The following is a 21,035-nucleotide window of genomic DNA, read 5'->3' on the forward strand; positions in this document are numbered from 1 at the left end:
TCCCCCCGGCGCGCGGCGTGTTACCGCACCATCATGCGCAACCGTGTTTTACCGCTGCCCACGCCATGACCCGTATGCACATAACGGGGCGGGACCTGTGCGCGGCCCTACTGGGTGCTGGCTGGTGGGGCGTGGCCTCACTGCTTGCCCCCGTGCTGCGTGCAAACCTGCGCAGGCGGGCGCGCCGGGGCCGGGAAATCGCAGCCTGCCTGCCCCAGCGGCGGGGCATCGCCAGCCGGTCGCGGCCCGCAGGCCGGCTGATATGGCTCCATGCTTCCAGCGTGGGGGAAAACGTGGCGATCATACCGGTGATCGGCCAGCTACTGATCAATGACCCATCCGTGCATGTGCTTGTGACCACCGGTACCGTAACGGGAGCCGAGGTACTGGTGGCGCGTGTGGCCGACATGGCAGGACATGGGCGCGTGATCCACCAGTTCGCCCCGCTTGACGTACCGCACTGGGTCGCGCGCTTTCTGGATTCCTGGCGGCCTGATGTGGCCGCGCTGGTGGAAAGCGAACTGTGGCCCAACCTGATTGCCGCCTGCCAGCACCGGCAGATTGCACTGGCACTGGTCAATGGGCGACTGTCCGACCGCTCGCTGGCCGGGTGGCGCCGGGCACACTGCCTGCTGCGCCGCATGCTGTCCGCTTTCGGCTGGGTGATGGCCCGCAGCATGGAAGATGCCGGCCGCTTGGAACAGGGCGGCGCATCCCAGATTGATCTTGTGGCCGACCTGAAGGATGCAGCGCCCCCCCTGCCGTGCAACCCGGCAGAACTGGCCGCATTGCGCCACGGGCTTGCCGGCCGCCCGGTCTGGATCGCGGCCTCGACCCATCGGGGGGAAGAACCAGCCCTGATCGCGGCGGCGGAATTGGTGCGGCAGGCCGTGCCGGACGCACTGGCCATCATCATTCCCCGCCACCCCGATCGCGGGACCGAAATCGCAACCATGGCCACCCCCGCGCCACCCCGCCGCGCGCTGGAGCAGTGGCCCAGCATTCATGATGGCGTATGGATAGGCGATACATTGGGCGAGACCGGGCTGTTCTACGGTCTTGGCGCACCCGTACTGCTGGGCAACAGCCTGCCCGGCTGCACGGGCGGCGGCCATAACCCGGCCGAGCCCGCCCATATGGGCTGCCCCATCGCAACCGGGCCACAGACAGGCAATTTCCGCGCCGCCTATGCGCGGCTGGGCGATTGCGCGCGCAGGGTCCATACGGCACAGGATATCGCGGCATGGGTCATCCCGCTGCTCCAGCAGCCTGCCAGCGCCCGGGCACTGGGGGCCAGGACCAGTCGCCTTGCCGCACCCGATCCGGAAGTCGCCCGCCGCGTGGCCCACGCCCTGCTGGCACCGGGGGGCGGGTAATGCGCGCCCCGGCCTTCTGGTGGCGTCCCCCCTCGCAGCCGGGGGCGCGCGCGCGCCTCCTTGCCCCGCTGGGGTGGCTGTATGGCGCGGCCACGGCGTACCGGATGCGCGGCGCGGGCTGGTCCGCACCCGTGCCGGTCCTGTGCTGCGGCAATATTGGTGCGGGTGGCGCGGGCAAGACGCCACTGGCACTTGACCTTGCACAACGCGCCATTGCACGCGGGCGCAGGCCGGCTTTCCTGTCACGCGGTTATGGCGGCCGGATGACGCAGGGCATACGGGTGGACCCCGCACGGCACACCGCGCGCGATGTGGGTGATGAACCGCTCCTGCTGGCCCGGATCGCCCCCTGCCATGTGGGCGCCAACCGTGCGCGCGCCGCCCGTCAGGCCATAGCCGAAGGGGCGGACTGCCTGATCATGGATGACGGATTGCAGAACCCGACCCTGTGCCCCGATATCGCCCTGGTGGTGGTGAACGGGCGGACGGGATTCGGCAATGGCCGCGTACTGCCTGCCGGGCCACTGCGCGAACCCGTGCCCGCCGGGCTGGCACGGGCACAGGGCGTTGTGGTGATCGGGCCGGATGAATACGGCGTGACCCGCTGGCTGGAACCCGGCCTGCCCTGTTTTACGGCAACACTGCGCCAGGACGTGAGCGACGTGCCACGCGGGCGACCGGTCATTGCCTTTGCCGGAATCGCACATCCCGCCCGGTTCTTTGACGGACTGGCCCGCGCGGGCATTCCCCCCGTACGCTGCGTGGGCTTTGCCGATCACCATCCCTATACCCCGGCGGACTGGCAGCACCTGCGCACACTGGCCACGCGGCAGGATGCCTGCCTTGTCACCACCCTGAAGGACGCCGTGCGCCTGCCCGCTTCCTGGCGGCGGCAGGTCCACACCGTCGGGCTGGCACTGGCATGGAACGACGCCGCCATGCCCGAACGGATACTGGACCTGTGGCTGGACAGGAAAGACGGATGACCCAGACAGACCCCACCCGCCCCATCACCCGGCAGATGCGCCTTGAAGCCCTGTTCGTACGCGGGCTGCTGGCGCTGTTCCGCCGAATCGGACCGGTCCGGGCCTCCAACCTGGGGGGATGGCTGTGCCGCACGGTGGGACCACGCCTGCCGGTCTCCCGCATTGCCGACACCAACCTGCGCATGGCCATGCCCGAACTGGATGGTCCCGCACGCCGGGCGGTCATACGCGACATGTGGGACAATATCGGCCGCAACGCGGGGGAATTCCCGCATCTGGCCACCCTGCCCCGCAACGGTGGCCCCGGCCCCGGCTGGGACGTGGTGGGGGCAGAGCACCTTGTGGCGCAGGCGGCACGCGGCGGTCCGGTCATTTTCGTATCCGGCCATATCGGCAACTGGGAAATGCTGCCGCCTGCGGTGGCGCGTTACGGGCTGCCGTTTTCCTCCTTCTACCGCGCGCCCAACAATCCGCTGGTGGACCGGATTCTGTGCGACCTGCGTGACGAGGCAATGGGCCAGCCCGTGCCACTGTTTGCCAAGGGCGCGCGCGGCGCACGCGGCGCGCTGGGGCATATCCTGAAAGGGGGACATCTGGGCATGCTGGTGGACCAGAAGATGAATGACGGCGTGGAAGCCCGGTTCTTCGGCCAGCCCGCCATGACAGCAGGCGCCATGGCGGCCATGGCCCTAAGGCTGCGCTGCCCGGTCATTCCCGGTTATGTGGAACGCCTTGGCCCCGCGCGGCTGCGCATCCATGTCCACCCCCCGCTGGACCTGCCCGATGGTGGCGACCGGATTCAGGACCAGATGGATCTGACACAACATGTCAATGACTGGATGGAAGGCATCATCCGGCAGCATCCGGGCTGCTGGCTCTGGCTTCATCGCCGCTGGAATATGCAAATGCACGTAAAGAAGCCTAAAAAATAGTCAGTTATATATCGAATTATTGCTTTTTTATCACAGGATTAACCTTCTGCCTGTTTCTGCGGCTTTTTTGCCTAAATTCAGTTTGGCAAAGCAGCCATGCATGAATAGCGTGTTCATACGTTGTCACGCCACGACAGCAAGACAGTCAGAGGGGCCACCGAAATGCACATGATGGATCAGCAGGTTTCTTCGTAACCGGCCGCTCTGGGCCGCCTTGATTATGCGGCCTGTCTGTGCAGTGTATTCACGGGTTTCCAGTTCCATGGCAACAGTTCGTGGAGCCGGTTGATCTTGTGCTCGTTGATACGGGCCAGGACGTCGGCGAGGTAATCGTGCGGATTAAGCCGGGAGAGTTTTGCGCTTTCGATAAGCGTCATGGCATCAGCGATGTTGTCGCCCCCGGTGTCGGATCCGGCAAAGAGATAATTTTTTCGCCCCACGCATACGGGCCGTATGGCGCGTTCGGCAGGATTGTTGTCGATGGCGACACGACCATCTTCGAGGAACAGGGTAAAGGCCTTCCACCGGTTGAGCGCATAACGGATCGCTTTTGCCAGTTCCCCCTTTCCAGGGATACGGGCAAGCTGTGTTTCGCACCATGCGTGGAATGCTGTGACACGGGGGCGGCTTTGTTCCTGTCGGACAGCCAGACGATACGGGGCCGGGTGTCCGGTGATCTGGCGCTCGATATCGTAGAGCTCTCCGATCTGTTCAAGTGCTTCCCTTGCGATTGTCGAATCACTGCCCTTCCAGACATCATGGAAGGCCCGGCGGAGATGAGCCCAGCAGGCCGCTTCGCGCACGTGCACGGTTCCTGTTGCGTCTGGTTTATACAGATCCCTGAACCCGGCGTAGGCGTCAGCCTGCAGAATGCCCCGGAACTGTGCCAGATGGGTCTGGGGATTGATCCCCTTGCGATCGGGAGAGAACCAGTAGGCCACGGCGGGCGGATCACTCCCTCCCCATGGGCGGGGATCGCGCAGATAGCTCCAGATCCGCCCTTCCTTCACGCCCCGGGGTTTGCCAGCCTGACGCAGACGGGGGTCAAGAACCTGGATGGGTGTATCATCAGCATGTAGCAGGTCTGCCTTTACGACATCCTGACGGATCAGATCTGTCAGAGGACGCAGAACGGCAACGGCCTGACCACACCAGTCGATCAGGGTTGAACGGGGAATGTCCACACCCTGACGGGCAAAGATCTCATTCTGACGATAAAGCGGAATGTGGTCATCGAATTTCGAGACCAGGATATGGGCTAAAAGCCCGGTGCCAGCCATCCCCCGTGGGACAGGGCGCGACGGTGCTTCAGGCTGCACCAGTGTTTCGCAGTGACGGCAGGATTTCTTCAGCCGTGCCGTTTCGACAACTTTCAGTTTTGCCGCAATAAAGTCCAGTATTTCGGTGACATCTTCGCCTACAAGACGCAGGGGACCGCCACAGGCAGGACAGGCCTCACCTGGGTCGAGAACAATACGCTCCCGTGGTGTCGTGTCAGAAACCTTTGGTTTGCCACGCTGCCGTGGGGGAGAGAGTGCATCATCGCTGACATCATGCTCCCTGATATCAGGAGAAGGATCGGCTGCCGCGATGGCGATTTTTACATCTTCAAGGAGCAGTTCGAGTTGTTCAATCTCACGGTCTATCTTTTCTGAACTGGCCCCGAATTTCTGTTTCTGAAGACGTGCGATCCGGATTTTGAGAGACTGGACAAGAGCTTCATACGCACGGGCTGACGCAGAAAGCCGAGCCACTTCGGTCTGCAGGGAAACAATCATTTCCCTCAGGGTATCCGGATCATCAGGCAGGACCGCAGGTGCAGACGTCATTATGAAAAAATAGCAGAAAACCTAAGAAAATTCAAAATGTTCTGCACTCTCACGCCATAAAAATCAGGCCACGCGAGACGGTGGTGCAGACCAGGAAGGGCGTCTCCACTCCATGCCTTCCCACAGCATGGCCATCTGTGCTGTCGTCAGGCGTGCAACGCCCTCTGCCGGAGACGGCCATGGAAAACGTCCCTTCTCAAGCACCTTGTAATAAAGACAGAACCCCTGACCGTCCCACATCAGAAGCTTGATCCTGTCCCCACGGCGACCACGAAAGGCAAAGAGCGCCCCTGATGTCGGGTTCTGACGCAGCACGTCCTGTGCCAGTGCTGCCAGACCCGATATGCCCTTGCGCATATCGGTCACCCCGCAGGCCAGATAGACACGCACGCCGTTGCCCACGCCAATCATGCCGTCTCCGCAATCCGGATGACCCGGGCCAGAAGATCTTCGGCAGGATGTCCCGTCACCCTGATACTACGGCCATTGCGCAGCACTATGGCCAGTTCGTCAGGATCACCGCCAGATGCCACAGCAGGTGTCGTCACTGAAGCAACAGGAACAAACGCCACAGACTGATCTGGGGAAGATAGTCTTTGACGGAATGACGTCCGCCATTGGTAAAGATGTTGGCGGGTCAGGTCATGTCGACGTGCCACATCCGATACACTTGCTCCATCCACACCAACTTCAGCCAGTATCGCCAGCTTCCGTTCATCCGACCAGCGGCGGCGGCGTTCAACGCCAATCAGGATTTCCTGGGTCATTCTTACCTCTCAAATGACGTCAATAACGACGTCGTTAACGACGGTAAGTTACCAGTCACAATCCTCAATCATAAGGCGGCCTCAAACGGCCGGTTACGTTTCTTCCACCAATGTGGTTTCCCTGCGGCAGGGCCTGCTGCCGCGCCACCGTGAATACCTGATGCGCTGGCTGCAGGCGGGTGCCTGCATGGGCCTGTGTGACGCGGATGTGCTGGACCGCAACGAGTATGACGAGGCCGATATCGAGCATGTTCTGGTCTGGGTGCGTGAAAACGCCAACCCCGCCTACATGGTCCGTCCGGAAGGCATGGGCTGGGTGCTGATCGACCAGATCCGCGAGCGCCCCATCGCCACCTATCGCACGTTTGAAGCAGCACTGCACGCAATCCGCCCGGTGCTGTCGAACGGGGCCACGGTCGCCGCCTGAACGGCGGCGGTTAATCCCCCGCAATTGATCGCGGCTTCCCGCCCGCGCCCGAAGGCTGCATGGACCATGCCCGCGGCCATAAGAAAACGTCCGGTAAAGCTTTACCGGGCTGGCTACAGGGAGCGTCGCCTTTATCTGAAAAGGCGACCCCGGAACGTCTTTTTATTTCCTGTCGGTAAATTATTTCAGGCCATCGCCTAATTGGCGCTGCGGCGCAGCCTGCCCGCCGGGGGAATGACAATCCTGCTGCCGCCACCCGGCAATATCTGGAACACGGCCAGATCACGCCGTGTCCGGCCATTTTCCAGAAAACCGAACGCACCATCCACCCCGCCAAACCCGTCCGGCCGCGTCAGCGCCTGCACGGAATAGCCATTGGGGCTGCCCGCCGGGCGCGCCTGGTCCAGCGCCTTGACCAGTGCCGCCGAATCATAGGTCAGGTCTGCAAGCGGGGTTGGCATGTGGTGGTAGCGCGCCATGAACTGCTGCACGAAGGCCTGCCTGCTGGCCGGATCGGGCGCTGCGTACCATGCACCCGACAGCGTACCGAGCTTGCTGGCGAACGCGCCCCACAGGCCGGGCCCCATGATCTGTACCTGCGTGCTGTCAACATGCGCCTGCGCCAGTGCGTTGATGACCTGGCCCAGTTGCAGCCCCGTATCCCCCAGCAGCAGCGCATCAAAGGGCGGTGGCGGAAAAGCGACCGGCGTGGCGGCAGCCGCAGGCGTGGCCGCTTCCTGCGCCGTGGGCTGCGCCGGGGCGGCACCGTCGGGATTGGTGGGGTCGACCGCAGCCGCATCAGGCTGGGCCGGGGCGGCGGGGGCCGGAGCGGCCCCGGTTGCCGCCGCCGGGTCCGGCGGCGGCACGGAGGCCGCGCGGCTGTCATAGGCGGACAGGGTTTTCAGGCTGGCCGTAACGGCTTCCTGCGTGTTGTCATGGAACATGACCTGCGGGGACTGGAGGCCATTTTCCTCACACACCCGCTGAAGGGCCTGCCCCAGCGCCTGCCCCAGCCGGTTATTGGGCAGGAAGGCCGCGAAATGCTGCCGCCCCTGCTGGTGCGCCGCCAGCACCATGCGCCGCACCTGCTGTTCGGGCGCGATGCCCAGCGCCCATACACCGGGCTGTGCTACCGAAATATCACTGGTAAAGGCCAGCATGGGAATATTGGCGGGTACGCTGACCTTTGCCGCCTGCGCGGTGTCATCGGTAGTCAGGGGGCCAAGGATCAGCCCGTCACCCGCCGCAATGGCGGCCTGGGCCGCAGCCCCGGCACTGCTGCCCGGGGCCGCGGTATCATGTACGTCCAGCGTCGGGGCGGTCGGGGTATTCATGGCCATGCGGGTGGCGGTCAGCATTTCCTGCCCCAGACGCGCATTGTTCCCGCTCAGTGGCAGCAGCACGCCCACGTTACGCCCGGCATGTGGCGCATGGTGGCCGCCGCCGCTGGCGCAGGCGGTCAATGCCGATACCGCCAGCCCGGCCAGCAATAAGCGCTTGCATGCGGCGCGTGGAGAGGCAGAATCAGCATCCTGTCCTTGCATCTGGGTTCCGAATGTCTGACGCCTCATCTTCCTCGCCTTCAAAGTCTCAACATGCCACGGAATATCCGGCGGATAGTTCCCATGATACGGTTCATAGCGGAGAATTGCCCCTCCGTCATGCAGGGAACGCGCCGGATGCCGCCGCGGTTGTGCATCAGGATGGGGAACTGGTCCTTGTCGCAACCCCCATCGGCAATCTGGCCGATATCAGCCGCCGCGCGATTGAAACGCTACAGGCAAGCGACCTGATCCTGTGCGAGGACACACGCACCAGCGCGCGCCTGCTGCGTGAATACGGCATCCACACGAAAACCCGCCCGCTGCATGACCATAACGAGGACCGCCAGATCCCCGCCCTGCTCCACGCCCTGGCGGCGGGACAGCGCATTGCCGTGATATCGGATGCGGGCACGCCACTCATGTCCGATCCCGGTTACCGGCTGGTGCGCGCGGTCGTGGCCGAAGGGGCGCGGGTCAGTGCCGTACCGGGGCCGAATGCCGCCATCATGGCGCTGACACTGTCGGGCCTGCCGCCGCATCCGTTCCTGTTCTCGGGCTTCCTGCCGCCGCGTGAGGCAGCACGGCGCGAAGTACTGGCGCGGTTGCACGCGGCCGAATGCGCGGGCCTTGCCGCCACCCTGATCTGGCATGAAGCCCCGCACCGGCTGGCCGAGATGCTGGCAACGCTGGCTGCTGTACTGGGGCCTGCACGCCCGGCCGCCGTGGCGCGGGAACTGACCAAACGCTTTGAGGAAGTGCGGCGCGGCACGCTGGCCGACCTTGCCGCCCATTACGGCGAACACCCGGCACGCGGCGAGATTACCGTGGTGGTCGGCCCACCGCTGGAAGATGACAGCACGGCCACCGATCTGGACAGCCAGCTCCGCACAGCGTTGCGCACCCTGTCGGTCAAGGACGCGGCGGCCCTGGTGGCGGGCATTACCAGCCTGCCGCGCCGCACCGTCTATGCCCGCGCACTGGAACTGGCGCGCGATGAATCCTGAACAGGCCGCCAGAGCCGGCGCCTAGTGTTCGGGCAGGTCGGTATTGAACAGCGAATCCGGCGGCACACCACCGCTGGTGGTGATGTCGAGCAGGTCAACACGGGTGGTTTCCTGCTGGGCATCCTGAATGATCCAGCCGCGCAGCCGCAGCGGACTGTCATGGAAGACCAGCGTCATGCTGCCATCACCGGGGGAATCGGTGCGCACAAGCGTGATGTTGAGCGTATGGCCATCATGCGACAGGCCGGTTACCGTCACATCCCCCGATAGCTGGAGATGCGGGCGCAGCAGCAGGCCAAGCGGCGTCTTTTCCATGGGCATGGTGGTGGTCTGGTCAAGCTGGCTGTCATTGAACACGACCTGGTCATGATTGGCCACCAGCAGAAGCGGGCTGGGCGGATCATACTGGAAGCGCATGCGACGATTCGCCCGGTCGATCCAGGCGGTGCCGGTGCTTTGCTTGCCATCCGGCGCGGTCTGGCGGAAGCGGGCCTTGAGCTGGCTGATCGCATCAAGATGGTGCTCCACCTGTTCCAGCAGCGCATGGTCCTGATCGGAAGCGCCAACAGCCATCTGCTCCTGCGCATGGGCCACAGGCGGCATCATGCCACCAGCCAGCAGGCAGGACAGGCCACAGAGGGCAAGAAGGGAGGGAAATCTCATGATACGGGGCGTTTCCTGCTGACAGTACCGCCCCCACTGGTGCCCCATCATGCCGCCAATATCAAGGCAGGCGGTTCAGGAACTGCCAATCAGCACGCCCGCGGCAAACACCAGCAGCCCGCCAAGCACGATCTGCACCACGGCAGAGCCGAACGGCGTATCCTGATACCGCCACCGTATCCATGAAATCACGAACAGTTCGATCACCACCACCACCATGGCGGCCACCATCGCGGCGGTAAAATCATCGATCAGGAACGGCAGCGTATGCCCGATACCCCCCGCCGTGGTCATGAGCCCGCATATCACCCCGCGCAGCAGCGGCGCCCCACGGCCCGACAGCTTGCCATCATCGGACAATGCCTCGGCAAAGCCCATGGAAATCCCGGCCCCGACCGATGCCGCCATGCCCACCAGGAAGGCGTTCCACGGCAGATGGGTGGCAAAGGCGGCCGCGAAGACCGGCGCCAGCGTGGAAACCGATCCGTCCATAAGCCCCACCAGCCCGGGCTGGATCACCTGCAGCACGAAGCGGCGGCGGGCGTCCTCGTCCTCCCCCTCGCGCTTGCTGGCGGGCAGGCGGTTATCCTGTATGGCGTTGGCGGCCTGTTCGTGCTGGTCCTCGGCATGGGCCAGGTCGCCCAGCAGTTTGCGGGTCGTGGCGTCTGTCGTGCGCAGGGCGGCCTGGCGATAGAAGCGGGCGGCGTCCATCTCCATCTGCCGGGCATGCTGGCGCACGGCTTCTATCCCCAGCGTCTGTACCTGCCACGCCGGTTTGCGCACAATGAAATCGGCAATGTCCTGCCTGCGGATAAGCGGGATATGCGGGCCGAAACGCTGTGCATACAGGTCAATCAGGTCGCGGCGATGGCCATCTTCCTCCACCGACATGTCCGTGAATATTTTTGATGTATCGGGGTAGTTTTCCCGCAGCGCATAGGCAAAATCGGAATAGATGCGGCCGTCTTCCTCCTCGTTGGAGATGGCGAGCGCGAGTATTTCCTGATCGGACAGGGAAGAGAATTTACGCATTGCGCAGTCTATGCATAAATTCTTTCATGACCTCAAGAATATTGTATAACTACAAATAATTCTCAATTGTATTCGTAAAGTATTCCATCGAAAATGATTATGCTTCTCGATTACATGTCCTGTCGCACATTCCCGCGGGCAGGACAGGCGGCAACCATGACCCCTGCCCCATGCTGGTCCCTGAACGCTGCCTGAAAAGTCAGCCCAAAAAACATTCGGGCATTTATCAGGACGTTCGTGGTCAAGCTTTTTTCAAACAGCTCCGGAAAATGTCGCCTTTTTGCAAAAAGACGACATCCAAAAATTTCTGTTCCTTTAAAACAGCTGGTTATACGGCAGCTTCGGCAAAGATACGGGTCACATCACCCTGCCAGCGGCCATGATAGGCGGCAAGCCACGCTTCGGCCTGGGTCGGGCCGCCTGTGGCGATTTCATGCAGCGGGGCAAGGTAACGGGTCTCGTCATGTCCGGCGCCGTCACGCAGGGCACGGGCACGCAGGCCATCGGTCGCCAGTTCGATCATGCGCGCGGCAAGCCCGCGCAACGTTCCGCCCGCCCATGGCGTCTCCAGCCCGGTGCGGGGAACGGCGGCGCGCAGGGCGACATATTCCTCCCATGCGTGCTCCTGCACCAGGGCCTCGGCGGCATGCAGCGTCGCGTCGTCATACAGGATTCCGGTCCAGAGTGCGGACTGGGCCAGCATCATGGCGGGTGAACCCGCATCGGCGCCGCGCATTTCAAGGAACTGCTTGAGACGCACATCAGGGAAGGCCGTGGTCAGATGGTCCTCGAAATCCCCTATGGTGGGGCGCACGCCCGGCAGGCCGGGCAGGTCCGTCCCGTCCAGCCAGGCGCGGAAGGAACAGCCCGCCACGTCCACCATCTCGCCGTTGTGCATGATGAAATACATCGGCACGTCCAGCAGCCAGTCCACATAGCGGGCGAAGCTGAAGCCATCGCGCATGAAAAACAGCGGCATGCCTGCGCGCGCATTGTCGGTATCGGTCCAGACACGCGCGCGGTTGGACAGGAAGCCGTTGGGCCTGCCCTCATAGAACGGCGAGGACGCGAACAGCGCCGTCGCCACCGGCTGCAGCGCAAGGGAGACGCGCATCTTGCGCGCCATGTCCGCTTCCGACCCGAAATCCAGGTTCACCTGCACAGTGCAGGTGCGCAGCATCATGTCCAGCCCCAGCGCGCCCACCCTGGGCATGTAGTTGCGCATGATGGCGTAGCGGCTTTTGGGCATCCACGGAATATCGGCGCGCGTGGCGGTGGGGTGGAAGCCCAGCGGGGCGAAGCCCAGCCCCAGTTCGGCACAGCCGGGGCGGATGGCGCTGAAATGCTGCGCCATTTCCGCCTCGGTCTGGTGCAGGCTGGCCAGCGGCGCGCCGGAAAGCTCGAACTGCCCGCCCGGTTCCAGCGATATGGAACTGCCTTTTGCATCCGCCCGGCCCTTCAGGCCGATCAGGGCGCCACGGTCAATGATCTCCTCCCACCGCGTGCCACCGTGCTCGGCCGCCAGGTCACGCAGCAGCGCCTCGATCCCGCGCGGGGCATAGGGGGGCGATGACCATGCCCTGCGCCCGGGGCCTGCGGCATCGGGCTTCACGAAGCCGAATTTTTCATGTTCCGTGCCGATCCGCCATTCCGACCGGGGGCGTGCGCCCGCGGCCAGTATGCCGACCATCTGGTCGAAAGATTCGATTACGTTTGAATTATGCGCGCCGGGATTCGACATGGCGGGGGCAGTATCCTCATGACAGTCAGAATTCAGATTGATGCCGGCGACAGGCGGAGCGCGCATGCCGGATGAAAACGGAATGATTTACGAACCTGCATCACATACGGCCTTGAGGCCAGCCCCGACAAGAGCCAGGGCGGCGGCGGCGGCGGTATCTGCCCGCAGCACCAGGCTTCCCAGCGAGACGGGGCGCACGAACGCGCGCGCGCGCAGCATGTCCTGCTCGCGCGCGGAAAAGCCGCCTTCCGGCCCGATCAGGACACAGTCCCCCGCCTGTGCCGGAGCGGCCATGGGCCGGGGCGCGCTGCGCTCAAGGGCCGCGAACAGGCTGATCCCTTCGGGCCACTGCGCCAGCAGGTTGACCAGCGGCACCAGCGGGTCGATGCCGGGTACGTCCAGCCGTTCGCACTGTTCGGCGGCTTCACGGGCAATGCTTTCCAGCCGGGCGGCGTTAAGGCGGTGGGTGTTCGTACGCTCGGTCACCACGGGACAGAAACGCGTCACCCCCAGTTCGGTACCCATGCGGATGACCGTTTCCGTCGCATCGCGCTTGAGGGGAGCAAACAGCAGGCCCAGTCCCACCGTTGCCTCGGGCGCGCGAGTCCGCTCCACCAGCCGGATCTGGCAGCGCTCACGGCGCAGGTGGTCGATCACGCCCTGCCACTGCCCGTCACGCGCATTGAAAACCGCCACTTCCCCCCCGGCCTGCTGGCGCAGCACCGCGCCCAGGTAATGGGCCTGCCCCGGTTCCAGTTCGAGCATGCCCCCCGCAACCATGGGCGCGGTGGTGTCGGGCGGGATGAACAGTCGCGGGCAGTCCCTCATGCCTGGTGGTAACCTTTCGCTGTCTTGCATGGCCGTGGCCGGTCTTGACCCGGCGGGGCCTTCCGGCCCATCTGTTCGCCATTAGCAGCCACGGGGCGCGCCGTCACCGGCAAAGGCGGCCCTGCGGGCGGCATGCATTCACGCCAAGGAGTTGCGGCATGGACCAGCCTGTACCCCATACGGACATCCGGGCCGATGGCTGGATCGGCCGCCTGCCCCCCCGCCTGCGGCCCTATGCGCTGCTGGCGCGGCTGGACCGGCCCATTGGCACGTGGCTGCTGTTCCTGCCCGGTATATGGGGCATCCTGCTGCCTGACCATGTGCCGGTGCGCCAGCGCCTGTTCCTGATCGTGCTGTTCGGCATCGGCAGCGTGGTGATGCGGGGCGCGGGCTGCGTGGTCAATGACATGTGGGACCGTGACATCGACCGCCAAGTTGCCCGCACGGCAGGCCGCCCGCTGGCCTCGGGTGCGCTGTCGATGCGGGAGGCGGCGCTGTTCCTGGCCGCCCTGCTGCTGGTCGGGTTCAATATCCTGATGAACCTCAATCCCCTGTCGCAGATACTGGGGGCGTCCTCGCTGATCCTGGTGGGGCTGTATCCGCTGGCCAAGCGGGTGACGTGGTGGCCGCAGCTGGTCATGGGGTTCACCTTCGGCTTTGGCGCCCCACTGGGTTACGCGGCGGCGGCGGACCGGGTCGATGCGGCGCTGTGCGCGCTGTATGCGGCCACCATTGTCTGGCAGCTGGGGTTCGATACGATCTACGGCTTTCAGGACATGGAGGATGACGCCCGCATTGGCGTGCGCTCCACCTCCCGCCTCATGGCAGGCCATGCGCGGCTGTTCGTGGGGGCGTGCTACGCACTGACCCTGCTCGGGCTGGGGGTGGCGGGCCTGCTGGCCCGTACGGGCGCGGGCTTCTGGTACCTGCTGCCCCTGCCCGCCGCGCTGCTGGGCTGGCAGGTCAGCAGGCTGGATGAACGCGACCCGGCAGGCTGCCTGCGCCTGTTCCGCTTCAACCGCGAAACCGGGCTTGCCATAGCGCTCACCCTGCTGGCGGGTCTCCTTACGCGCTGATGTGCAGGACCCGGCCCAGAAAATTACGGGTCAGGTCCATGCACTGAAGGAACAGGGCCGCGTCGAACCGATGCCCTTCATCGCGCAGGAAGGCGTGCTGGGCATTGAATTCGTGCCACTCATAAGTGCACTGCGCCGTCTCCAGCGCCTCACGGATCATCTGCCGCCCGGCAAAGGGCACATGCGGGTCCTGCCTGCCCCAGACCATCAGCGCCTCGGCCTGCAATTCCCCCACGCGGGCCAGCGTGTCATCCTGCCTGCCCTGCCCCAGCGTGCGGGAATGGATATCGGTGGCGTAGAAGCACACCGTCCCTTTCACCCGTGGGTCCAGCGCCGCGCGGAATGCCAGATGCCCGCCCAGGCACACCCCCATCGTGGCCAGCGCGCCGGTGCAGTGGGGGCTTGCCGCCAGCCAGTCCAGCGCCGCGCGGGCATCGCCATCATACCCCCCCAGCGGCTTCTCGAATTTCAGGAAATTGCCCCGGTCCGTGCCCGGCTTGTCATAGGCCAGCACCGTGCCCGCCGGTTCGTATTCATGATAGACCTCGGGCACGCACACCACATGGCCCTGCCCCGCCATCATGGCCGCCAGCCGGCGGATGGGGGCCGTGACCTGATAGATCTCGGAAAAGAGTACGATACCGGGAAAACGCCCCGCCACCGCCGGGCGGAAAACATGCATCCGCATCATGCCAGATGGTGTGGGGATATCGGCGGTCTCATGCGTGTGGATGATCACGAAGCGGCTCCTGCCCATGCGCAAAAAAGCCATGATAGCAGCGTTGGGTAGAACCCGGCGAGAGGGGATGGTCCGGGCTTTTTTGTAATATCATGACCGGAAATGAAGTAATTTTGTTCGGATATTACGCAAAAAATAGCTTCATGCGTTGACATCTCCCACTGCCACCGGCCTGTATGGGCTATGAATTTATTACAGAAACCGTGATGTCATCCCTGTTTGCCCTCTCCCTTGCCACGCTGGCCATTGTCTCTGTCGTGGTGCTGATCGCCCGCTTCCGGATCAACCCGTTCATCGTGCTGTTCGCGGTGTCGCTGGCGCTTGCGCTGGGGGCGGGCATGCCGCCGCAGAAGGCCATCGCCTCGTTCGAGGCCGGGGCGGGACGGGTACTGGGGCATGTGGCGACCGTCATCGCGCTGGGCACCATGCTGGGCAAGATGCTGGCGGAATCGGGCGGGGCCGACCGGATCGCGCTGACCATCACCAACCTGACCGGCAGGAAGCGCGTAAGCTGGGCCATGATGGTGATCGGGCTGCTGGTGGGGCTGCCGGTTTTCTTTGAAGTCGGGTTCGTGCTGCTCATACCGCTGGCCTTCACGCTGGCGCGGCGGACCAATACCCCGCTTTTGCTGCTGGCGCTGCCCATGGGGGCGGCGCTGTCAGTCACCCATGCCATGATCCCGCCGCATCCGGCCACCCTGCTTGCCCTGTCGGCCTATCATGCCGATATCGGGCGGACGATCCTGTGGGGCATCGTGATCGGCACGCCGGTGGCCGCCCTGGCCGGGCCGGTTTACGCACGCTTCATCGCGGGCCGGATCGGGCCGGTCCAGCCATCGGCGCTGGAAGCGCAGTTCGTCCAGCACGAGCCGCCGCAGAACATGCCGGGTTTTGTCATTACGGTGCTGACCATCCTCTCCCCCGTCGTGCTGATGCTGGTGGGATCGGTTGCGGATATGGTGGCCGCACCCCGTACACCGCTCAGCAACGCGCTGCATTTCATTGGCAATACCGATATCGCGCTCGCGCTGGCTACCCTGCTGTCCTTCCAAGTCTTTGGCCTGTCACGCGGGTTCAGCCGGGAGACGATCCTCAAATTCACCAATGACTGCCTGGCCCCGACCGCGCTGATCATGCTGCTGGTGGGCGCGGGCGGCGGCTTTGGGCAGGAACTGGTGGATAGTGGCGTGTCATCCGCCATTACCGACCTGGCGGTGGGCGCGCATGTGCCGCTGCTGGTGCTGGCATGGCTGCTGGCGGTGGTAGTGCGGGTGGCCACCGGGTCTGCCACGGTGGCCATGAGCACGGCGGCGGGCATTGTGGGCCCGATCCTGCTGCGCACGCATGGCGCATCGCCCGAACTCATGGTGATCGTGACGGGGGCCGGGTCGGTGGCACTCGGGCCGCTCAATGATGCGGGCTTCTGGCAGATCAAGGAATATCTTGGCCTGTCCGTTGGCCAGACCATCAAGACATGGTCGGTTATCGAGACGCTGATTGCCGTGCTGGGTCTGGGTTTTGCGCTGCTGCTGTCGCTGTTTGTCGGGTAGGCAAAGGGAATGAACGTTTCCGGGTGCTGCCTTTTTTCAAAAAAGAGGTGTCCTTCTGAGGCTTCCTGAAAGAAGCTTCACCAAAAGCTTCTTTCCGGTCTTTCAGGCCGTATGCTGCGCCAGCAGTTCCGCACCGGCGACATGGCCGATCCCCTCCGCGTCCAGTGCCGCCAGTATGGCGTGGGGGGCCTGTGCCACGGCACGGCAGGCATCGTGCAGCACAATGGTGTCAAACCCGGCCTGCCGTGCATCGCGCGCGGTATGGGTCACACAGTAATCCAGCGCGACACCTGCCACGAAAACGCGCGTGATCCCCCGCTCCTTCAGCAGGGCCGCCAGTCCGGTACGATGCTGCCCGGCATTATCGGCAAAGGCGGAATAGCTGTCGATGGCGGGGTCCAGCCCCTTGCGCAGCAGCACACCGATCTTATCCTGCTCAAGGCCGGGCGCAAGATCGGCCCCCCGGCTGCCCGCCACGCAGTGCACGGGCCACGGGCCGCCCCGTGTGGCAAAGGAAACATGATCCGCCGGGTGCCAGTCCTGGCTTGCCACCACTGCGCCAAACGGCAGCCGGCCTAGCCGGTTTATCAGCGACACAAGCGCGTCCGCCCCCGGCACGGCCAGCGCGCCACCGGGCAGGAAGTCAACCTGCATGTCAATAATCAGCAGGGCATCGGTGCGGGTTATGGCCATCCTGCATCCTTCGCCCTGCCGGCATCATCCCTGCCCATGGCGGGGCCATGGGCGGCGGGTCGATTCCGGTCAGGGCGCGCATCGTGCATGGTGGCCGCTATGCCTCAGCTTTTTGCGTAAGGGTTGCTGGACGCGCGCAGCAGCAAGCGGATGGGCGTGCCGGGCAGGTCGAACGTCTCGCGCAGGCCATTGACCAGATAACGCTGGTAATCCTCGGGCAACTGGTCGGTACGGGTGCCGAACACGATGAAGGTGGGCGGCCGGGACTTGGCCTGCGTGATGTAGCGCAGCTTGAGCCGGCGTCCATCAACCAGCGGTGGCGGATGGCGCTCGATCATCATCTCGAACCAGCGGTTGAGCGCGCCGGTGGCCACGCGGCGGTTCCAGACCTCATACGCCCGCCGCACGGTCGGCAGCAGCTTGTTGATGCCCGCCCCCGTCAGCGCCGAGAACGCCACGACCGGAATGCCACGCATCTGGGCCAGTGACATCTCGATCCGGTCACGGATGGCCTGGCGGGTATCCGCCCGGTCCTCCACCGCATCCCACTTGTTCAGCGCCAGCACGCAGCACCGGCCCTCACGCTCGATCAGGCGGGCGATCTGCAGGTCCTGCTCATGCACGCCCAATGTTGCATCCAGCACCAGAATGACGACTTCCGCCATCTTCAGCGCCTCAATGGAGGCAGAGACGGACATCTTCTCCAGTGTCTCGTCAATACGGGCCTTGCGACGCAGCCCCGCCGTATCGACCAGCTGGATCGGGCCTTCGTCATCACTGAGCATGACGGCAATGGAATCGCGCGTAAGCCCCGGCTCGGGGCCGGTAATCATCCGCTCCTCGCCCAGCAGGCGGTTGAGCAGCGTGGACTTGCCCGCGTTGGGCCGCCCCACAATGGCCAGGCGCAGCGGGCCGGGGGGGCGGACATCCTCTTCCTCGCCTTCCGCCGCCTCGGCCTGCTCACGGCGCAGGCGGCGGGTATTCTTCTGGACCGGCGGCGCATCGGTGGGCGGCAGGCGATCCACGATTTCCGCCATCAGGTCGGCCACCCCTTCCCCATGCTCGGCGGAGATGGCCAGCGGCGCGCCCAGCCCGAGCGAGAATGCCTCCATCGCAGCCGCAGCCCCCTGCCTGCCCTCCGCCTTGTTGGCGATCAGCAGGACCGGGCGGCCCTGCCGGCGCAGCCAGTTGGCGAAATGCTGGTCAGCGGGCGTAATGCCGCTGCGCGCGTCAATGCAGAACAGCACAAGGTCCGCATGCGCCACCGCCGATTCGGAAGATGCCCGCATCCGCCCGTACAGCGTATCGGGTGCCGCTTCCTCCAGCCCCGCCGTGTCGATGATGCGGATATTGCGGCCACGCACCGTGGCCTGGCCTTCCTTGCGGTCGCGGGTGACACCCGGCGTATCGGCCACAAGCGCCTGCCTGCGCCCGACAAGCCGGTTGAAAATGGTCGACTTGCCGACATTCGGCCTGCCCGCGATCACGACAACCGGCAGCGCATCCACTGGCGCGGATGGAAAAGATGAACTCACTGCGGCAACTTTCTTTTTAGCTATAGGCCAGAAGATAGCCCTTATTATCCATGAGCAACAGCGTATTATCGACCACGATCGGTGCTGTCGTCACTTCCGATGGCAATGTGTGCAGCGATTCTATGTGCCCCTGGGCCGGATCGACAATCACCACGCCGTTGTCCTTGAAGCTGGAGATGCACACCAGCTTGCCACCCGCCAGGATGGGGCCGTTCCATACGATGCCCCGCTTCTGCTTGTCGGAATTCTCGTACTGGCGCAACTGCGTGATCCAGCGCACATGGCCCGAAAGCCGGTCAATGCAGGCCAGCTGTTCATCCATGGACAGCAGGAATATCCAGTCCCCGCTCACCAGCGGCGTGTTCTGGCCCGAAATGCCGCGCTCCCACAGCCTGCGGCCCGAACGCATGTCAATCGCGACCAGGACCGAGCCGGTGCTTATGGCATAGGCCGTGCCGTCAACAATGACCGGCATGCCATGCACACAGGAAAAATCGATCAGTGCCTGCTGGCCATTGGTGCTGCCCAGCGTATCGGCCCAGACCACCTCGCCACCTTCGGCACGCAGCGCCACCAAGTCACCCGACCCGAATCCCGCCAGTACCACGCCATCGGCCACGGCCGGGGCGGGCTGGCCGTATATCACCGTATCGGCGCTGGTCGCGGCATAGGTCCACAATATGTTGCCGTTCCCGGCATCCAGGCAGTACAGGTGCTCGTTGATCGTGCCGAAGAACAGGCGGCCATTGGCAATGGTGGGGGCGGAACGGCCGGGTGTCTGGATGTTGACGCGCCATTTCAGCTTGCCGGTCGCGGCATCAAGCGCCAGCGCCTGCCCGATCCCGTCCACGACGTAAAGCGTGTCCCCGTCCACGCTCAGGCCACCGCCAAGATTGCTGGACAGCATCTTGCGCGGCTTGGGGTTGTATTCCCACAGCTTGTGCATGGCGGGCCAGCGATAGGCCCGGATCACACCCTGCGCATCCGCCACGAAAATGCGGCCGTTCTGCACCACCGGTGTCGCCTGGATCACGCCACGCCCGCTATCGCCCAAGGCAACATAGAACAGGAATTCCGGCTCCGAATTGCCTGCGCCAATATCATGCGTCCACAGATGGTTCATGCTGCCACGCCAGGCAATGTCCACCGCCCTGTGGTCGGGCGTGATGCCCGATTGCGGCCATGCGTTCACCGCCGTGGGCGCGGGCACGCTTACGGCCTGCGTCTCGTCCGGGTCCACCGTCAGGCCGGCCACGGTATGCAGCACGTCGGAACGGTGGCCGATCAGCAGCGGCTTCTTCTTCGGGCCACTGGAACAGGCGGCCAGGGCCGGCAGCAGCGCCGCCCCCGCACCAAGAAGCGCGTGACGGCGGCTCAGGACTGGTTTCATGGTTTTCCTGTCTGTGGGCATGGGGGTGCCGGGGGTCGGGTCAGCCACCTGCGTCGCCCCCCATCGTCTGGAGCATGGCTTCGGCGCGGCTGCGCACGCCGTCACCCACGCCCATGTCCATGGCCAGGCGCGTGAAGCGTGCGCGCGCATCGGCGTCCTTCCCGGCGCGCAGGTCAAGCAGGGCCTCGGCCTCGATCGCCTGGCCGCGCCAGGGCTGGCCCGTGCCATCCAGCACCGCAAGGCGGGAACGCAGGGTGGCGGGATCACCGCTGTCAATCTGGTGCTGGACCCACAGCAGGCTGGCCAGGGCCGCAATGGTCGGGTCAACCGCCTTTTCCTGCGCCACGCCATCCCATAGCGCAAGGGCACCGGGCAGGTCGCCACTGCCCGCCAGCAGGGCAGCACGCTCCATCCGCGCCAGGATGCGCAGCGGGGGGCGGGCCTTCGCATCCAGCGCCTGCAGCTCCGCCAGGCCGGTTTTCTGCCTTGTGGTCAGCGGGGTTACGCCGGTAGCCGGCGCGTCCGGCGCACGCGCGGCATCGGCCATGGCGGTGAAATACGCCGCCGAGACCGCCGCATCCGCCCTGTGCGCGCGGGAGAGGGAATACTGCCATCCCCCGGCCCCGATACAGATACCCGCCACCACGACACCGGCGACAACAAGATAGCGCCGCGCCAGTGCCCTTATGCGTTCGGCACGGATTTCCTCATCGACTTCCGTGAAGATGTCGTCAGCCACGTTCCTGTCGTTCCCTGCTCGCTTGCGCGGTGCGTCACACCCCGCGCGTCGTGATTGTCGGCCCCAGCATATCCGGCCCGGACCGGCACGGCAAACCGCCATATTGGGGTGGCCATGACCTTTGTGCACCCGGACCAGTCCGTTCACATAGACCGGCCCGTTTTCCACCGCCAGCCACAAGCGG

At 64.6% G+C, this 21,035-nt stretch carries 20 protein-coding genes; 7 read left to right on the forward strand and 13 right to left on the reverse strand.

Annotation, left to right across the window (positions count from 1 at the left end):
• The first annotated feature begins 65 nt into the window (after nt 1-65).
• Genes GWK63_RS08790 through GWK63_RS08800 form a run of 3 tightly spaced genes read left to right on the forward strand, consistent with a single transcriptional unit; the run spans nt 66 to nt 3,294 of the window.
• Nucleotides 66-1,376 carry a 3-deoxy-D-manno-octulosonic acid transferase gene (locus tag GWK63_RS08790; RefSeq protein WP_040000079.1) on the forward strand — a complete coding sequence of 437 codons (1,311 nt, stop codon included), beginning with the start codon at nt 66-68 and terminating at the stop codon, nt 1,374-1,376.
• A complete protein-coding gene (gene lpxK / locus GWK63_RS08795; protein WP_007400475.1) occupies nt 1,376-2,362 on the forward strand; it encodes a tetraacyldisaccharide 4'-kinase in 987 nt (328 codons plus the stop codon). The genes GWK63_RS08790 and lpxK overlap by 1 nt, the downstream gene beginning before the upstream one ends.
• Complete coding sequence (locus GWK63_RS08800; RefSeq protein WP_007400474.1) at nt 2,359-3,294, forward strand: LpxL/LpxP family acyltransferase; 936 nt, start codon at nt 2,359-2,361, stop codon at nt 3,292-3,294. The genes lpxK and GWK63_RS08800 overlap by 4 nt, the downstream gene beginning before the upstream one ends.
• A 218-nt stretch (nt 3,295-3,512) precedes the next feature.
• Here GWK63_RS08800 and tnpC read toward each other — a convergent pair whose 3' ends face one another.
• The 3 genes from tnpC to tnpA form a co-directional block, all read right to left on the reverse strand.
• Entirely contained in the window at nt 3,513-5,123 is a 1,611-nt protein-coding gene (gene tnpC, locus GWK63_RS08805; RefSeq protein ID WP_007397838.1) for an IS66 family transposase, read from the reverse strand.
• A 63-nt stretch (nt 5,124-5,186) separates the two neighbouring features.
• Nucleotides 5,187-5,534, reverse strand: coding sequence for an IS66 family insertion sequence element accessory protein TnpB (gene tnpB, locus GWK63_RS08810; RefSeq protein WP_010510701.1), 348 nt, complete (start codon nt 5,532-5,534; stop codon nt 5,187-5,189).
• Nucleotides 5,531-5,890 (reverse strand): IS66-like element accessory protein TnpA, encoded by a 360-nt coding sequence (gene tnpA, locus GWK63_RS08815; RefSeq protein ID WP_007400224.1) that lies wholly within the window; start codon nt 5,888-5,890, stop codon nt 5,531-5,533. The genes tnpB and tnpA overlap by 4 nt, the downstream gene beginning before the upstream one ends.
• A gap of 70 nt (nt 5,891-5,960) precedes the next feature.
• Between tnpA and GWK63_RS08820 the strand changes: the two genes are divergently transcribed.
• Nucleotides 5,961-6,317 carry a hypothetical protein gene (locus GWK63_RS08820; RefSeq protein WP_191011440.1) on the forward strand — a complete coding sequence of 119 codons (357 nt, stop codon included), beginning with the start codon at nt 5,961-5,963 and terminating at the stop codon, nt 6,315-6,317.
• A 197-nt stretch (nt 6,318-6,514) separates the two neighbouring features.
• On the opposite strand, the gene GWK63_RS08825 is transcribed toward GWK63_RS08820, so the two are convergent.
• Nucleotides 6,515-7,861, reverse strand: coding sequence for a penicillin-binding protein activator (locus tag GWK63_RS08825; RefSeq protein ID WP_223846503.1), 1,347 nt, complete (start codon nt 7,859-7,861; stop codon nt 6,515-6,517).
• A gap of 11 nt (nt 7,862-7,872) precedes the next feature.
• Here GWK63_RS08825 and rsmI point away from each other — a divergent pair, with 11 nt between their 5' ends.
• Nucleotides 7,873-8,865 (forward strand): 16S rRNA (cytidine(1402)-2'-O)-methyltransferase, encoded by a 993-nt coding sequence (gene rsmI, locus GWK63_RS08830; RefSeq protein ID WP_007400471.1) that lies wholly within the window; start codon nt 7,873-7,875, stop codon nt 8,863-8,865.
• A gap of 21 nt (nt 8,866-8,886) precedes the next feature.
• On the opposite strand, the gene GWK63_RS08835 is transcribed toward rsmI, so the two are convergent.
• The 4 genes from GWK63_RS08835 to GWK63_RS08850 form a co-directional block, all read right to left on the reverse strand.
• Nucleotides 8,887-9,528: a LolA family protein gene (locus GWK63_RS08835; protein WP_007400470.1), complete on the reverse strand. Its 642-nt coding sequence runs from the start codon at nt 9,526-9,528 to the stop codon at nt 8,887-8,889.
• A gap of 75 nt (nt 9,529-9,603) precedes the next feature.
• The gene (gene mbfA, locus GWK63_RS08840; RefSeq protein WP_007400469.1) at nt 9,604-10,560 is read right to left on the reverse strand and encodes an iron exporter MbfA; all 957 of its coding nucleotides are present in this window, start codon (nt 10,558-10,560) and stop codon (nt 9,604-9,606) included.
• Nucleotides 10,561-10,888: 328 nt separating this feature from the next.
• Nucleotides 10,889-12,301: a glutamate--cysteine ligase gene (locus tag GWK63_RS08845; RefSeq protein ID WP_040000063.1), complete on the reverse strand. Its 1,413-nt coding sequence runs from the start codon at nt 12,299-12,301 to the stop codon at nt 10,889-10,891.
• Nucleotides 12,302-12,388: 87 nt separating this feature from the next.
• Nucleotides 12,389-13,129, reverse strand: a complete 741-nt coding sequence (locus tag GWK63_RS08850) for a 16S rRNA (uracil(1498)-N(3))-methyltransferase (RefSeq protein ID WP_007400466.1) — start codon at nt 13,127-13,129, stop codon at nt 12,389-12,391.
• Between the two features lie 158 nt (nt 13,130-13,287).
• On the opposite strand from GWK63_RS08850, the gene ubiA reads away from it, so the two are divergent.
• The gene (ubiA, locus tag GWK63_RS08855) at nt 13,288-14,205 is read left to right on the forward strand and encodes a 4-hydroxybenzoate octaprenyltransferase (protein WP_007400464.1); all 918 of its coding nucleotides are present in this window, start codon (nt 13,288-13,290) and stop codon (nt 14,203-14,205) included.
• On the opposite strand, the gene GWK63_RS08860 is transcribed toward ubiA, so the two are convergent.
• On the reverse strand, nt 14,195-14,944 hold the full coding sequence (locus GWK63_RS08860; RefSeq protein ID WP_040000061.1) for a dienelactone hydrolase family protein: 750 nt from the start codon (nt 14,942-14,944) through the stop codon (nt 14,195-14,197). The genes ubiA and GWK63_RS08860 overlap by 11 nt on opposite strands.
• A 206-nt stretch (nt 14,945-15,150) precedes the next feature.
• Between GWK63_RS08860 and GWK63_RS08865 the strand changes: the two genes are divergently transcribed.
• Nucleotides 15,151-16,494 carry a GntT/GntP/DsdX family permease gene (locus tag GWK63_RS08865; RefSeq protein WP_034928407.1) on the forward strand — a complete coding sequence of 448 codons (1,344 nt, stop codon included), beginning with the start codon at nt 15,151-15,153 and terminating at the stop codon, nt 16,492-16,494.
• Between the two features lie 102 nt (nt 16,495-16,596).
• On the opposite strand, the gene GWK63_RS08870 is transcribed toward GWK63_RS08865, so the two are convergent.
• The 4 genes from GWK63_RS08870 to GWK63_RS08885 form a co-directional block, all read right to left on the reverse strand.
• Nucleotides 16,597-17,187 (reverse strand): isochorismatase family protein, encoded by a 591-nt coding sequence (locus GWK63_RS08870; protein ID WP_007400460.1) that lies wholly within the window; start codon nt 17,185-17,187, stop codon nt 16,597-16,599.
• Between the two features lie 104 nt (nt 17,188-17,291).
• Nucleotides 17,292-18,722 carry a ribosome biogenesis GTPase Der gene (gene der, locus GWK63_RS08875; RefSeq protein ID WP_034928178.1) on the reverse strand — a complete coding sequence of 477 codons (1,431 nt, stop codon included), beginning with the start codon at nt 18,720-18,722 and terminating at the stop codon, nt 17,292-17,294.
• Nucleotides 18,723-18,738: 16 nt separating this feature from the next.
• Complete coding sequence (locus tag GWK63_RS08880; protein WP_034928175.1) at nt 18,739-20,112, reverse strand: outer membrane protein assembly factor BamB family protein; 1,374 nt, start codon at nt 20,110-20,112, stop codon at nt 18,739-18,741.
• Between the two features lie 40 nt (nt 20,113-20,152).
• Nucleotides 20,153-20,851, reverse strand: a complete 699-nt coding sequence (locus tag GWK63_RS08885; protein ID WP_007400456.1) for a hypothetical protein — start codon at nt 20,849-20,851, stop codon at nt 20,153-20,155.
• Nucleotides 20,852-21,035: the final 184 nt, after the last annotated feature.

It is taken from the genome of Komagataeibacter rhaeticus (genome assembly GCF_011611525.1).
GTDB lineage: Bacteria > Pseudomonadota > Alphaproteobacteria > Acetobacterales > Acetobacteraceae > Komagataeibacter > Komagataeibacter rhaeticus.